This is a genomic window from Bosea vestrisii (assembly GCF_030144325.1).
Taxonomy (GTDB): domain Bacteria; phylum Pseudomonadota; class Alphaproteobacteria; order Rhizobiales; family Beijerinckiaceae; genus Allobosea; species Allobosea vestrisii_A.
This window is the reverse complement of sequence record NZ_CP126307.1, coordinates 4,978,318-4,991,773: the sequence shown is the minus strand read 5'-3', so window position 1 is coordinate 4,991,773 and position 13,456 is coordinate 4,978,318. Positions and strand designations below refer to the sequence as shown.

Annotated in this window: 13 protein-coding genes; 7 read left to right on the top strand and 6 right to left on the bottom strand. The window is 66.6% G+C overall.

Going from position 1 to position 13,456, the window contains the following annotated elements:
- Positions 1-26: 26 nt before the first annotated feature.
- Both QO058_RS24550 and QO058_RS24545 read left to right on the top strand, forming a co-directional pair.
- The gene (locus QO058_RS24550; protein ID WP_284168837.1) at positions 27-932 is read left to right on the top strand and encodes a LysR family transcriptional regulator; all 906 of its coding nucleotides are present in this window, start codon (positions 27-29) and stop codon (positions 930-932) included.
- 205 nt (positions 933-1,137) lie between these two features.
- Positions 1,138-2,067 carry an SMP-30/gluconolactonase/LRE family protein gene (locus QO058_RS24545; RefSeq protein WP_284168836.1) on the top strand — a complete coding sequence of 310 codons (930 nt, stop codon included), beginning with the start codon at positions 1,138-1,140 and terminating at the stop codon, positions 2,065-2,067.
- Between the two features lie 3 nt (positions 2,068-2,070).
- Here the strand turns inward: QO058_RS24545 and QO058_RS24540 are convergent, their stop codons facing one another.
- The 5 genes from QO058_RS24540 to QO058_RS24520 form a co-directional block, all read right to left on the bottom strand.
- The gene (locus tag QO058_RS24540; protein WP_284168835.1) at positions 2,071-3,144 is read right to left on the bottom strand and encodes an AbrB family transcriptional regulator; all 1,074 of its coding nucleotides are present in this window, start codon (positions 3,142-3,144) and stop codon (positions 2,071-2,073) included.
- A gap of 101 nt (positions 3,145-3,245) precedes the next feature.
- The gene (locus QO058_RS24535; RefSeq protein ID WP_284168834.1) at positions 3,246-4,436 is read right to left on the bottom strand and encodes a pyridoxal phosphate-dependent aminotransferase; all 1,191 of its coding nucleotides are present in this window, start codon (positions 4,434-4,436) and stop codon (positions 3,246-3,248) included.
- Positions 4,437-4,589: 153 nt separating this feature from the next.
- Positions 4,590-5,006, bottom strand: a complete 417-nt coding sequence (mscL, locus tag QO058_RS24530; protein ID WP_126113226.1) for a large conductance mechanosensitive channel protein MscL — start codon at positions 5,004-5,006, stop codon at positions 4,590-4,592.
- Between the two features lie 225 nt (positions 5,007-5,231).
- A complete protein-coding gene (locus QO058_RS24525; RefSeq protein WP_284168833.1) occupies positions 5,232-6,365 on the bottom strand; it encodes an L-dopachrome tautomerase-related protein in 1,134 nt (377 codons plus the stop codon).
- Between the two features lie 15 nt (positions 6,366-6,380).
- Positions 6,381-7,394 carry a zinc-binding alcohol dehydrogenase family protein gene (locus QO058_RS24520; RefSeq protein ID WP_284168832.1) on the bottom strand — a complete coding sequence of 338 codons (1,014 nt, stop codon included), beginning with the start codon at positions 7,392-7,394 and terminating at the stop codon, positions 6,381-6,383.
- A 96-nt stretch (positions 7,395-7,490) separates the two neighbouring features.
- Here QO058_RS24520 and QO058_RS24515 point away from each other — a divergent pair, with 96 nt between their 5' ends.
- Both QO058_RS24515 and QO058_RS24510 read left to right on the top strand, forming a co-directional pair.
- Entirely contained in the window at positions 7,491-7,847 is a 357-nt protein-coding gene (locus QO058_RS24515; protein WP_284168831.1) for a winged helix-turn-helix transcriptional regulator, read from the top strand.
- 243 nt (positions 7,848-8,090) lie between these two features.
- Positions 8,091-11,666: a PAS domain-containing hybrid sensor histidine kinase/response regulator gene (locus QO058_RS24510; RefSeq protein WP_284168830.1), complete on the top strand. Its 3,576-nt coding sequence runs from the start codon at positions 8,091-8,093 to the stop codon at positions 11,664-11,666.
- 136 nt (positions 11,667-11,802) lie between these two features.
- Here the strand turns inward: QO058_RS24510 and QO058_RS24505 are convergent, their stop codons facing one another.
- Positions 11,803-12,366 carry a thioesterase family protein gene (locus QO058_RS24505; RefSeq protein ID WP_284168829.1) on the bottom strand — a complete coding sequence of 188 codons (564 nt, stop codon included), beginning with the start codon at positions 12,364-12,366 and terminating at the stop codon, positions 11,803-11,805.
- Between the two features lie 290 nt (positions 12,367-12,656).
- On the opposite strand from QO058_RS24505, the gene QO058_RS24500 reads away from it, so the two are divergent.
- The 3 genes from QO058_RS24500 to QO058_RS24490 all read left to right on the top strand — a co-directional run bounded on the left by QO058_RS24500 (position 12,657) and on the right by QO058_RS24490 (position 13,442).
- Positions 12,657-12,977 carry an Lrp/AsnC family transcriptional regulator gene (locus QO058_RS24500; protein ID WP_284168828.1) on the top strand — a complete coding sequence of 107 codons (321 nt, stop codon included), beginning with the start codon at positions 12,657-12,659 and terminating at the stop codon, positions 12,975-12,977.
- Positions 12,925-13,122 (top strand): Lrp/AsnC ligand binding domain-containing protein, encoded by a 198-nt coding sequence (locus QO058_RS24495; RefSeq protein WP_284168827.1) that lies wholly within the window; start codon positions 12,925-12,927, stop codon positions 13,120-13,122. The genes QO058_RS24500 and QO058_RS24495 overlap by 53 nt, the downstream gene beginning before the upstream one ends.
- Before the next feature lie 62 nt (positions 13,123-13,184).
- Complete coding sequence (locus tag QO058_RS24490) at positions 13,185-13,442, top strand: exodeoxyribonuclease VII small subunit (RefSeq protein ID WP_057187566.1); 258 nt, start codon at positions 13,185-13,187, stop codon at positions 13,440-13,442.
- Positions 13,443-13,456: the final 14 nt, after the last annotated feature.

Here is a 13,456-nt window from a genome sequence, read left to right as displayed (position 1 = left end):
TCCAAAACGGAAAAGATGGTGGGCGCATGGATCGGTTTGGCGACCTCGACGTCTTCGCCCATGTCGTCACGGCCAAGAGCATGTCTGCCGCCGCCCGCGAGCTCAACCTCTCACCGGCCGTCATCTCCAAGCGTATCCGCCGCCTCGAAGATCGGCTCGGCGTGCGCCTGCTCCAGCGCACCACGCGCCAGCTTTCGCTGACCGAGGCCGGCCAGGGCTTCTATGAGCGGGTGGTGTCGATCCTTGGCTCGATTGAGGAAGCCGAGGCCTGGGTCGCCAGCGGCGCCGGCCAGGCGCGCGGAACCTTGCGCGTCTCGGCGCCGACCTCGTTCGGGCGAATGCATGTCGCGCCGCATCTGAAACCCTTCCTCGACGCCAACCCTGCGGTGAATGTCGAGCTGATCCTGAGCGATGCTTTTGTCGACATCATCGCGGAGGGATTCGATCTGGCGATACGGATCGCCGATCTGCGCGATTCGAGCCTGGTTGCGAAGCGGCTGGCGCCGAACCATCGCGTGCTCTGCGCGACGCCCGGCTACCTCGCCGCCAACGGCACCCCTGAGACCATCGAGGACCTGTCGCGCCATACGCTCGTCGCCCACAATGCCGACCAATGGCGTCTCGATGGGCCGGAGGGTCAGGTTTCGGTCCGGATCAACGGGCCGCTGCGGACCAATTCGAGTGAGGTCGTGCGCGAGGCGCTGCTGGCCGGCGTCGGCATCGCGTTGCGCTCGACCTGGGATGTCGGGCCGGAGGTGAAATCGGGAGCGCTGGTCAGGGTGCTCCCGGACTATTCGGTCGGCAAGCGTGTCGCCGTCTACGCGGTCTATCCGAGCCGCCGGCACATGGAGCAGAAGGTGCGCGCCTTCGTCGACTATCTGGCGGAGCTGTATGGTGCGACGCCGTATTGGGACGAGGGGCTGGTGCTGTAAGTCCGCAAGGCGCGTCATGCTCGGGCGAAGACCCGAGCATCTCAGGCCAGATGGAGCTCCGTTTGGCACCTTCTCGTCCTGAGATTCTCGGGTCTTCGCTTCGCTGCGCCCGAGAATGACGCCCGGGCATGCAGCCCCTGTGTCTCATGCGATTGCCACTGGCATCTGGATCGCCGATCCTCCCTCCCCTCCAGGGAGGACAGGCATGACATTCGGCTTCATCGAGGGTTTTCGCGTCGAGGTGCTCGACCCGCGCTTTCACCGGATCGTGCCGGGCTCGGCCCGGATGGAGCGGCTGTGGACCGGGGCGCGCTGGTCGGAAGGCCCGGCCTGGTTCCCGGCGCACCAGACATTGGTCTGGTCCGACATCCCGAACGACCGGATGATGCGCTATGACGCGCTCACTGGCCAGGTCGGCGTCTTTCGCCAGCCGGCGCGCAACTCCAACGGCAACACCGTCGACCGGCAGGGCCGGCTCGTCACCTGCGAACATGGCGGCCGGCAGGTAACGCGGACCGAGCATGACGGCTCGGTCACCGTGCTGGCCAGCCATTACCAGGGCAAGCGGCTGAACTCGCCGAATGACGTCGTGGTCAAATCGGACGGTTCGATCTGGTTCACCGATCCCGATTACGGCATCCTCACCGATTACGAGGGCGACAAGGCCGAAAGCGAGATCGGCCGCTGCAATGTCTATCGGATCGATCCGCAGAGCGGTGAGGTGACCATCGCGGCCGACGATTTCGTCAAGCCGAACGGACTGGCCTTCTCGCCCGACGAGAGCGCGCTCTACATCGCCGATACCGGCGCGAGCCATGATCCGCAGAACGGGCCGCGTCATATCCGCAAGGTCGCGGTGACCGGTGACGGCAGGACGCTCGGCGCCTCCTCGGTCTTCGCCACCTGCACGAACGGGCTGTTCGACGGCTTCCGCTTCGACGTCTCCGGACGGCTCTGGAGCAGCGCCGCCGACGGCGTCCATGTCTACGACCCGGACGGCACGCTGATTGGCAAGGTGCTGGTGCCGGAGGTGGTCGCCAATCTCTGCTTCGGCGGGCCGAAGCGGAACCGGCTCTTCATCTGCGGCACGACCTCGCTCTACTCGCTGATGACGCACACCAACGGCGTGGCCTGAGCGTCAGCTCTCGCCGCTCGGCTTCTCAGGCTTCACCCAGCTGACCAGGAACGGCATCAAGAGCCCGAGCGCCATGAAGCGCACCAGATGGTGGGCGCCGACATAGAGCGGATCGAGCCCCATGGCGAAGGCGAGCAGCGCCATGGCCTCGAGCCCGCCGGGCGCGAAGGCGGCCATGGCGCTGGCATAGGGCACGCCGGCGAGCCAGGCCGCCGGCCAGGCGAAGGCGAAGGCGACGGCCATCGAGACGACGAAGCCGCCGATCGCGAGGGGGAACAGCGCCGCGATCTCGTTGCGTTTCAGGTTTGAGACACGCCCGCCCATGGCGGCGCCGAGCATGACCATCACCGCGATCGTGATCTCCGGCGGCATCGTGCCGTGGACAAGGCCGGTGCCGTGCAGCACGGCGCTCGCCAGGGTCGCGCCGAGGATGAAGGGCGCGGTGATCCCGATTTTCTCGAAGATCAGCCCCGTGACCAGCCCGCCGCCGAGCAGCAGCGCCATATGGCCAACGCTCGCGATCACAACAGGCGGCGGCAAAGCGAGCGGAACGCCGCCGCTGCTCAGCTTCATGATGCTGGGCAGGACCGCGACCAGGACGAGGATGCGGAAGAGCTGGATCGCGGCGATACGGCCGATATTGGCGCCCTTGTCCTGCGCCACCGAGATCACGGCCGATAGCGCGCCGGGCGCCGCCGCCAGTAGCGAGTCGATCCAGCTCCAGCGCGCGACGAAGCGCAGATAGGCGCCGGTGGCCAACATGATCGCGACGAGGCCGACGACCAGCACGAGCAGCGAGCCGGGATAGCGCGCCGTCGCGGCGAGCGCCTCGGGCGTCGCAGCCGAGCCGATCAGCGCGCCAGACATCACCATGGTCGAATCGAACCAGGGACGGCGCAGATCGGGCAGCGGCCGAGTGATACCGAGAACGGAAACCAGCAGCATCGAACCCGAGAGCCAGGCCGCCGGAACGTCGAGCAGGGCGAAGAATGTGCCGCCGAGCGCCGCGCAAGCGATTACCGCCGCTTCACGCGACAGGGTGCGCAGATGATAGGGAACGTAGCTCGGAACAGGCATGATGCTCGCGATGCGCCGTCGGGGCGCAACGCCGCATCAATGACGGCCACCAGCCTTCAGGTCAAACGCTCGGGGCGCAAGCGGGGCATGACACTGGCGTGTCAACCGGCCAGCGCCTTCTGCAGACGCGCCACCGTTTCAACGAGATCCGACGCCTTGCGGGCAAAGCAGAGCCTGAGGCCGGTCTCGCCGCCCGGTCCGAAGGCGGTGCCGGGCGCCAGACCGACATTGGCCTTGTCGACCAGCTCGATTGCCAGCGCGCGCGAATCGGTGCGGCCGTCGACGGCGAAGAACTGGTAGAAGGCACCGTCCGGTGCCTGCAGCGTCACGCGGTTCGTCGCCTTCAGCCCTTCGGCGATGATGCGCCGGCCTTCGGTGGCACGGGCGATCTGCTCGGCGACGAAAGGCTCGCCCTCCTCCAGGGCCGCGATGGCGGCGCGCTGGACGAAGACCGGCGAGCCGGAGGTCGAGTACTGGATCAGGTTCTCGACGATCTGGCCGAAGGCGGGCGGCACCTCGATCCAGCCGACGCGCCAGCCGGTCATCGCCCAGTTCTTCGAGAAGGTCTGGACGAAGAGGACGCGGTCCTCCTGCTCCATCACGTCGTGAAAGGAAGCGGCTCGCGGCGAACCGTCATAGACGAAGCGGGCATAGATCTCGTCGGCGATGATCCAGATGCCGTATTTGCGGGCGATGGCGAGGATGGCAGCGAGTTCGTCGCGGGTCGCGGTCCAGCCGGTCGGGTTGGCCGGCGAGTTGATGACGAAGGCGCGCGTGCGCGGCGAGATCGCTGCTTCCAACTTCTCAAGGTCGAGCGTGAAGCGCCCATCCTTGAACTGCATCGGCACGCAGACCGGATTGGCGCCGGCGATACCCATGGCGGCGGCGAAGTTGGGCCACGCCGGGGTCGGGATGATCAGCTCGTCGCCGACACCCGCGATCAATCGGACCGCGATCTGGACCGACTGCATGCCGGAGCCGGTGACGTAGAAGCGGTCCATGGCGAAGGGGCGGCCATAGAGCGCAGTGTGGTAGCGAGCCAGCGCCTCGCGCAGCTCCGGAATGCCGCGCTGCCAGGTGTAGAAGGTCTCGCCATCGGCCAGCGACTTGTTGGCAGCGCGGACGATGAACTCGGGCGTCGCCAGATCGCCTTCGCCGACCCAGAGCGGGATCAGCCCGGGCTTGAGCCGGCCGTGGTTGACGACCTCGACGATGCCGCTCTCGGGCGCATTGCGCGCCTCGGGGCGCAAATCGGCGATCAGGCTGGTCCCGGCCGGTGCGTGCATGTTCATAGGCGATCCTTCGGGCGATCCGTCGCAAGAAACATGCAAGCCAATCTAACGCAGATCGCGCTGCAGCGGCATGAATTGACGAGATCGACCCGATCGGTCGCGGTGATGGATCGCGGGGCGCTCTCGAAAGGTCAGAGCGCTCCGCGAAATGGGTCAGGCCTTCTGCTTGAGCAGATCGCGGATCTCGCCGAGCAGCACGACGTCCTGCGCGGGAGGCGCGGGCTCGGCCGGCTTGGCCGCTTCCTTGCGCTTCAACCGGTTGATCCCCTTGACGACCATGAACAGCACGAAGGCGATGATCATGAAGTTGACGGCAATGGTGAGGAAGCTGCCATAGGCGAGCACGGCGCCCTGCTTCTTGGCATCGACGAGGACCGGCGCGGTGACGGCGCTGTTGAGGCCGATGAAGTAGTTGGAGAAGTCGACGCTGCCGATCGCGCCGATCAGCGGCATGATGATGTCGCCGACCAGCGATTCGACGATCTTGCCGAAAGCCGCGCCGATGATCACGCCGATGGCGAGATCGACGACATTGCCCTTCAGGGCAAATTCCTTGAATTCCTTGATCATAGCGCGCCTTTCCGAATGCCTGGCCAGGCATCACGCTGCGCAATGCCGCCCCTGCCCGCACGCTAGACCACCGGCACTGGCGGTGGAAACAGCTTTCCGGCCGTTTTCCTCGGCCTTTCTCTCGGAAAAGACGGATTCCAGGCTGCGATCATCCACTATGCGAAGGTCGAGCGACGACGAACGCTGCGGCAGCGATCCCAGCCCTGCCGCAGCGCCCCGCCCTGCTCAGTGCCCGATCCGGCCGGGTGCCAGAGGCTTGAAGCGGAAGATGTAATAGGGCGCCTTGTTCGAACCCTTGCCGTCGTTGAACACGGCGGCCTGGGCGAGCTGCGCAGCCGAGACATACATGAAGCCGTCCGGCGAATAGCTGACGCCGTCGGGCCAATGCAGCGCCTCGTGCGCGGCGAAGCGCCGGTACTGGCGGCCCTCGGCCGGGATGACGCCGACCGCCCTCGCCTCCACTTCGGTCAAATAGAGATTGCCCTTGGCGTCGAGCGAAAAGCCGCCATTGTTCGGCTTGGCGGCATAGCGCTCGACCTTGCCGCCAAGCTCGGCATCGCTCAGCCGCTCGTCGATGAGATCGGCGATCCGCAGGCGATAGACGCTCGTGCCGCTGAGCGGGGCGTAATAGAGCCAGCGGAACTCCTTATCCACGGCGATGCCGTCGGCACCGACCTTGATCACGGCCGGCTTGCCGTCCTTGCCCGGCACGGTCAGGTCCTTGCCCTCGACCGTGATCGGCCGATCCTCCGGCTTCGTGGTGGCATGGCCCTGGAGCACACGGCGCGCTGCCCCGGTATCCATGTCGACCACGACCAGCGCCGCCTTGCTGCCGTCGCCGCCCGGTCCGATGCCCTCGTCGGCGATGTAGAATTTGCGGTTCTTGAGGTCGACGACGAAGTCGTTGTGCTGCGATTCCGGCAGCGAGGCCGGCGCCGGTATGTAATAGATCCGGTGCAGCCGGTTGCGCTTGGCGTCCCAGCCGACGAGCTTCGGCGTCAGTGGCGTGCGCTGCCCCATGTCCATCAGCCAGATGATGCCGTTCTCATCGCCACGCAGACCGAGCACGCTGTCGAGATAGCGGTCGGTGCCGGGCCGCGGCGTGTTCCAGCTCGCATCCGGGAACGGCTTGAAAGATTTGCGGTCCGGATTGAGCTCGGCCACCCGGATGTCTGGCGCGAAGAATGGATGGTGGCTGAAGATCACCCGCTTGTCCGGCGTGAAGGTGATGTTGCCGACCGCCTGAGGCAGTTCGGCGAAGATCTCGACCTTCACCGGCTGCATGGATTGCTGGGCTCGCGCGGCTTGAGGCGCCGCGAGAAGGCCGGCTGCGATCGCGACTTTCAGAACTGTACGCATGGTTTCCCTCCCCTCTTAGAAGCCTTCGAGAACGATCTTGCCCTTGGCCTTGCCGCATTCGAGCAGGGCATGGGCACGCTTGAGGTTGGCGGCATCGATCCTGCCGAAATGCTCCCCGAGCGTGGTCCTGAGCTTGCCGGCATCGACCAGGGCGCTGACCTCGTTCAGCAGCAGATGCTGGGCCTCGATATCGGCGGTGCCGAAGAGCGAACGCGTGAACATCAGCTCCCAATGCAGCGAGACGCTCTTGCGCTTCAGCTTCATCACGTCGATCGGCGCGGGATCGTCGATCAGGCCGAAGCGGCCCTGCGGCGCGATCAGCTCGACGATCTCGTCGAAATGCCGGTCGGTCTGGGTGGTCGAGAAGACGAAGGCCGGCGCGCCGATGCCGAGCGCGGCGACCTGAGCGGCCAGCGGCCTGGTGTGGTCGACGACATGGTCGGCGCCGAGTTCCTTGACCCAGGCCTGCGTTTCCGGCCGCGAGGCGGTCGCGATCACCGTGACGTCGCTGAGCTGCCTGGCGAGCTGGATCGCGATCGAGCCGACGCCGCCGGCGCCGCCGATGATCAGCAGCGCATTCGCCGCGCCCGGCACCGCCCGGCGGATGTCGAGCCGGTCGAACAGCGCCTCCCAGGCAGTAATCGCCGTCAACGGCATTGCCGCCGCTTCCGCGACCGAGAGCGAAGTCGGCCGGCGCCCGACGATGCGCTCGTCGACCAGATGATATTCGGCATTCGTGCCCGAACGGCCGATCGCGCCGGCGTAGAAGACCTTGTCGCCCGGCTTGAACAGCGTGGCATCCGGGCCGACCGCCTCGACCACGCCGGCGGCATCCCAGCCGAGCACCTTCACACCACCAGCCTCGGGCTGCGAGCGCAGGCGCATCTTGGTGTCGACCGGATTGACCGAAACGGCCTCGACCCTGACCAGCAGGTCGCGGCCGGCGGCGGTTGGCTTGTCGAGCGTGAGGTCGAGCAGCGCCTGCGGATGCTCGATCGGATGGGATGCGCGGTAGCCAACGGCCTTCATCGGAATATCTCCTGTTGCAGGCCAAGAAATACTGTTAGGCTCCATCGCTGCAATACGCACAAATCGGACCAGTAGTATCACAATGGATACTGTCGGATGCTGAAGACGAAGAAGCGCTACGACTGTGCCGCCGGTTGCCCGGTCGAGGCGACGCTCGACCTGATCGACGGCAAGTGGAAGGGCGTGATCATCTACCACCTGCTCTCCGGCACGCTGCGCTTCAACGAGATCCGCCGGAAGCTGCCGAGCGCGACGCAGCGCATGCTCACCCGGCAATTGCGCGAGCTGGAAGAGTGCGGGCTCGTCCTGCGCACGGTCTATGCCCAGGTACCGCCGCGGGTCGACTATGCTCTGACCGAGGAAGGCCGCTCGCTCGAGGAGATCGTCCGCGCCATGCACCAATGGGGGCAGCGGCGGCTGGAGCGGCTGGCGCAGGTACCGGCCGCGGCCTGAGGACAGGCTGATGGGGTGATCGCTCTTTCAGCCCTCATCCTGAGGAAGCCGCGTGAGCGGCCGTCTCGAAGGATGCTCCAGGAGGTTCCGGAATCTTCTGGATCATCCTTCGAGACGCGATCTGCGACCGCTCCTCAGGATGAGGGCTCAGGGTGCGATTGCCCGAAGACCATCGAAAGACCGATGGCGGGGACGGCACGGCGGCGATAGGTTTGCCCGCGATCGCCGTTGCAAGGAGGCGCGATGCTACCGGCCTGGTCCGTCGTCCTGAGCGCGCTCGGCTATCTCTGCGTTCTGTTCGCGATCGCCCATCTCGCGGACACCACCGGACGTCGCCTGATGACCGGGCGGGCACGCACGACGATCTATGCGCTGGCGCTCGGGGTCTATTGCACCTCCTGGACCTTCTACGGCTCGGTCGGCTTCGCCAACCGGGCGGGCTTCGACTTCCTCGGCATCTATGTCGGCCCGGCCCTGGTGATCGGGCTGGGACACCGCTTCGTCGCGCGCATCGTCAGCATCGCAAAATCACAGAACATCACCTCGATCGCCGACTTCGTTGGCGCGCGCTACGGCAAGAGCGAGCGCGTCGCGGCACTGGTCTGCATCGTCGCGGTGGTCGGCGCCCTGCCCTATATCGCCCTGCAGCTGAAGGCGGTGGCGAACTCCCTCTCGGTGTTCTTCGCCGCCGCTGGCGGGCCGCCGCCGATGACCGACATCCCGATCCTGAGCGACCTCGCCTTCCTGGTCGCCCTGGTCCTGGCCGGCTTCGCCTGCGCCTTCGGCACCCGCCATATCGACGCGACCGAGCACCAGGATGGGCTGGTGCTGGCGATCGCGGCGGAGTCGCTGGTCAAGCTCGTCGCCTTCCTGGCTCTCGGTGTCTTCGTCGTCTACGGCCTGTTCGATGGGGCCAGCGACCTCTTCGCCCAGGCGGCGCGGGCAGCCGCGGACAAACCGCCGATCTGGGACAGGACGTCGAGCTGGCCGATGTTCCTGACGCTGACGGCGCTGTCCTCGTGCGCTGCGCTGCTGCTGGCGCGGCAGTTCCACATGGCGATCGTCGAGAACCGCGATGTTCGGGACGTGCGCCGTGCTGCCTGGATGTTCCCGCTCTACCTCGTGCTGATCAACCTGTTCGTGCTGCCGCTGGCGGCGGCCGGCGAGGTTCTCCTGCCGGGGTCGGGCATCGATCGAGACATGACCGTGCTGCTGTTGCCGCTGGAGAAGCAGGCGGGCTTCATCGCCCTGTTCGTCTTCATCGGCGGGCTTTCGGCGGGCACTGCGATGGTCATCGTCGCCTCGGTCGCGCTGGCGATCATGATCTCGAACCATCTCGTCACGCCTCTGCTGCTGCGCGGGCGCGGTGTCAGCGTCGATCCCGAGCGCGCGGCTGCGATGATCGAGCGCAAAGGCCGCAGCGGTCCGACCGGCGGTGATCTCGGCTCGCAGGTCGTGCACATAAGGCGCGGCGCCATCGTCGTCGTCATCCTGCTCGGCTACGCCTATTACCGGGCTGCGGGCGAGGCAGCGCTGGTCTCGATCGGCCTGCTCTCCTTCGCCGCGACCGCGCAGATCGCACCGGCCTTCTTCGGCGGGCTGATCTGGCGGCGCGGCACCGCGCTCGGCGCTGCCGCCGGCCTGTCCGCCGGCCTGCTGACCTGGCTCTACACGCTTCTGATACCGAGCTTGGCGCTGCCCGGCGGCTACTGGGCGGAGATCGTCGCGCACGGACCGCTCGGCATCACCGCGCTGCGGCCGGAGGCGCTGTTTGGCCTGTCGTCGCTCTCGCCGCTGCCCCATGGCGTGCTCTGGAGCCTCGGCATCAACCTTATCTGCTATGTCGGCTTCTCGTTCATTCGCCCGGCGAGTGCGATGGAGCGGCTGCAGGCCAACGCCTTCGTCGAGTCGGACCGGGCGACCATGGCCCAGTCCTTCTCGCTCTGGCGCTCCAGCGTCACCGAGGCGGAGCTGCAGTCGACCATCGGCCGCTATCTCGGCCAGGAGCGGACGCAACGCGCCTTCGAGGGCTTCGCCCATTCGCGCGGCGAGGTGCTGAACGGCACCCGCGAGTCCGATATCCACACGCTGCGCTTCGGCGAGCACCTGCTCTCCTCCGCGATCGGCGCCGCTTCCTCCCGCCTCGTGCTGTCGCTGCTGCTGAAGCGGCGCAACCTCTCGACCGAAGCGGCCTTCAAGCTGCTCGACGACGCTTCGGCGGCCCTTCAATACAATCGCGACATTCTTCAGAACGGCCTCGACCATGCCGGCCAGGGCATCACCGTGCTCGACCGCGACCTACGGCTGCTCGCCTGGAACAAGGCCTTCATCCAGCTCTACGACCTGCCGCCCTCGCTGGTGCGCTTCGGCACCGGGCTCGACGAGATCGTGCGCTATAATGCCGACCGCGGCGCCTATGGCGCTGGACCTCTCGACGAACTCATGGCGGCGCGGCTGGAGAGCTTCATCAACGACCGCGAGCCGGTCCGGCTCAAGCTCTATCCTTCCAAGAACGTGATCGAGATCCGCTCGAACCCGCTCCCCGATGGCGGCATCGTCACCACCTATACCGACATCACCGACTCGGTCGTGGCCGAAGAGGAATTGGCGCGGACCAACGAGACGCTGGAAAAGCGCGTCGCCGAGCGCACCGAGGAGATCAGGCACGTCAATACCGAGTTGCAGCGCGCCAAGGCCGAGGCTGACGACGCCAACGCCTCGAAGACACGCTTCCTCGCAGCGGCGAGCCACGACATCCTCCAGCCTTTGAATGCCGCTCGGCTCTACGCCTCCGCTCTGGTTGAACGCGATCGGGCCAGCACCCAGCCCGATCTTGCCGAGAACATCGACGCCTCGCTCGACGCGGTCGAGGAGATCCTGACCGCGCTGCTCGAGATCTCCCGGCTCGACGGCGGCGCGCTCAAGCCCGAGATCAGCGCCTTCCGACTCGACGAGCTGATGCGCCAGCTCCAGCGCGAATTCGAGCCGAGCGCCCAGGAGAAGGGGCTGAAGCTCGTCTTTGCGGCGACTTCGACGGCCGTCCGTTCGGACCGGCGGCTGCTGCGCCGTCTGCTGCAGAACCTGGTCTCGAACGCGATCAAGTACACCCCGAACGGCAAGGTGCTGGTCGGCTGCCGCCAGCGTGGCGGGCAGGTCGCGATCGAGGTGCTCGATACCGGACTCGGGATCCCCGCGAGCAAGCAGAAGACCGTGTTCCGCGAATTCCAGCGCCTCGACCAGGGCGCCAAGGTCGCGCGAGGACTGGGTCTTGGACTCTCGATCGTCGAGCGGATCGCGCGCACCCTCGACCACAAGCTCGCGCTCGCCTCGACGCCGGGACGCGGCACGCGCTTCTCCATCCTGGTACCGCGCGCCGCGCCCCTGCCGGCAATGGCGACGAATGCAGCCGCACGCAGCGCCCCGCCCAGCAGCCAGCTCGCCGGGCTCAAGCTGCTCGCCATCGACAACGAGCCCGCCATCCTCGACGGCATGCGGCTCCTGCTCGGCGGCTGGGGCTGCAAGGTCGAGACCGCGCGCGGGCTGGAGGAGGCCTCCACGCTCATCGCCGCCGGCGGCGCTCCGGATGTGCTGATCGCCGACTACCATCTCGACCATGGCGAGAACGGCATCGCCGTGATCTCGGCCCTGCGGCAGCAGGTCGGCGGGCTGCCGGCGATCCTCCTGACGGCGGACCGCTCACCGGAGGTGCGCGAGGAAGCGGGAGCGCTCGATATCCACGTGCTGAACAAGCCGCTGAAGCCGGGCGCGCTGCGAGCGCTGCTGGCGCAATGGCGCGCGACGAGACTGGCGGCGGAGTAATGAAACGCGTCATGCTCGGGCTTGACCCGAGCATCTCAGGCCGAATGAGGCTCTGATCAACGCTCCTTTTGTCCTGAGATTCTCGGGTCTGCGCTTCGCTTCGCCCGAGAATGACGCGCCCCGAACGCCACCCGCACTACGCCTCTCCGACCGCACCTGCCTGCCGCAACGCCTCCTCAGCCGCGAGGAAGGCCGCAACCTCGGGGCTGGGCTCCGGACTTTCGACCATAACGCCCATTTCGGCGAACAGGCGCGCCGCCGGGACATAGGCCCGGCCCTTGCGGTCATAGAGTGCAGCGCGCACCAGCGCGACCGCAGCGACGATCTCCTGGCCGTCCCGCCCCGCCGCCAGGATGCGATGCTGCATCACGACCCAGCTCTCGCCCCAACAGAGCAGCCTCGTCTCCAGCTTCAGCGCTCGGAACAGGCGCAGCTCGCGGCGGAAGCGGATCGTGCCGCAATTGACCACCGGAACCCAGCCATGGCGCAGGATCGCCCGCCACAGGCCGCTACGCAGCATCAGATCGGCGCGGCCGAGGTCCATCAGCCCCCAATAGCGCGCATTGTTCATGTGCAGGCTGGTGTCGAGATCATGGGGCCAGACCCGAAAGGGCAGGATCGAGGCCTCGAAGGGCGGCTTCAGCTTCGGCTGGAAGGGCCGCGTCAGCAGCAGCCAAATGAGGCGGAACCAGAGATTCATGACGGCGTCCCGGAGAGAATAGTTTAGTTGTAAACGTTTTTGCGCACGCGGCCAGACCTGCTTAGCGGATGCCGTTGAGAGCAAGCCGCCCCGCCTCCATCTCGACTGGAATAATCAGAATGCTGCGCTGCACGATCCTGCTGCGCAGAGCGCCACAACAGCGTCACCATGCGGATAATGCAGGGACGCGCGCAAGATCATGCTTGCCAAACCCGCTTTTTGCGCAGAAACATCTGCGCTTTCCGGCGACCGCGCCCAGACGGTGCCGGCCCACGGGACGACGTCCAGCGATGCAGATCGAACTCGATTCCCGCGACAGGACGATCCTGCGTATCCTCCAGAAGGATGGCCGGATCACCAATTCGGACCTCGCTGAGAAGGTGCACCTCTCGCCCTCGGCCTGCCTGCGCCGCGTACGCCAGCTCGAGGAAAGCGGGCTGATCCGCGGCTATGTGATGATGCTCGACGAGCGCATCGCCGGTTTCCCCGGCACCGCCTTCGTCTTCGTCACGCTCGACCAGCAGGGGCCGCGCCTCGCTGGAGAGCTTCGAGAAGGCCGTGCAGGACCTGCCCGAGATCCTCGAATGCCATCTGCTCGCCGGCGCGCATGATTACCTGATGCGCGTGATCTACCGCGACAGCGCCGATTTCGAGCGCATCCACACCGACATCATCACGCAATTGCCGGGCGTCACCCGGGTACAGTCGACCCTGACACTGCGCACGATCAAGAAGACCTCGGCCCTGCCGATGTGAGGCGCGGGGTTGCGGCGAAAGGGACCAGAGCCGATAACGGGCCGCCAACAGGATTCGCGCCCGTGACCGACGCCAAGACCAATGCCGATGTCGCCGGCCTGCCTTTCGAGGCGGCCCTGAAGGAGCTTGAGGGCATCGTCGCCCGGCTCGAGCGCGGCGACGTGGCGCTCGAAGAATCGATCGACATCTACACCCGCGGCGAAGCCCTGAAGGCGCGCTGCGACGCGTTGCTGAAGCAGGCTGAAGCCCGCATCGAGAAGATCACGCTCGGCGCCGATGGCAAGCCGACCGGCACCCAGCCACTCGACGTCGGGAACTAGGAGCGCAGCCGGCG

What these genes read in the sequence shown, in the direction of transcription:
- QO058_RS24550 (WP_284168837.1), top strand. Translation starts at nt 27, where the DNA reads ATGGATCGGTTTGGCGACCTCGACGTCTTCGCCCATGTCGTCACGGCC.
- QO058_RS24545 (WP_284168836.1), top strand. Translation starts at nt 1,138, where the DNA reads ATGACATTCGGCTTCATCGAGGGTTTTCGCGTCGAGGTGCTCGACCCG.
- QO058_RS24540 (WP_284168835.1), bottom strand. Translation starts at nt 3,144, where the DNA reads ATGCCTGTTCCGAGCTACGTTCCCTATCATCTGCGCACCCTGTCGCGT.
- QO058_RS24535 (WP_284168834.1), bottom strand. Translation starts at nt 4,436, where the DNA reads ATGAACATGCACGCACCGGCCGGGACCAGCCTGATCGCCGATTTGCGC.
- mscL (WP_126113226.1), bottom strand. Translation starts at nt 5,006, where the DNA reads ATGATCAAGGAATTCAAGGAATTTGCCCTGAAGGGCAATGTCGTCGAT.
- QO058_RS24525 (WP_284168833.1), bottom strand. Translation starts at nt 6,365, where the DNA reads ATGCGTACAGTTCTGAAAGTCGCGATCGCAGCCGGCCTTCTCGCGGCG.
- QO058_RS24520 (WP_284168832.1), bottom strand. Translation starts at nt 7,394, where the DNA reads ATGAAGGCCGTTGGCTACCGCGCATCCCATCCGATCGAGCATCCGCAG.
- QO058_RS24515 (WP_284168831.1), top strand. Translation starts at nt 7,491, where the DNA reads ATGCTGAAGACGAAGAAGCGCTACGACTGTGCCGCCGGTTGCCCGGTC.
- QO058_RS24510 (WP_284168830.1), top strand. Translation starts at nt 8,091, where the DNA reads ATGCTACCGGCCTGGTCCGTCGTCCTGAGCGCGCTCGGCTATCTCTGC.
- QO058_RS24505 (WP_284168829.1), bottom strand. Translation starts at nt 12,366, where the DNA reads ATGAATCTCTGGTTCCGCCTCATTTGGCTGCTGCTGACGCGGCCCTTC.
- QO058_RS24500 (WP_284168828.1), top strand. Translation starts at nt 12,657, where the DNA reads ATGCAGATCGAACTCGATTCCCGCGACAGGACGATCCTGCGTATCCTC.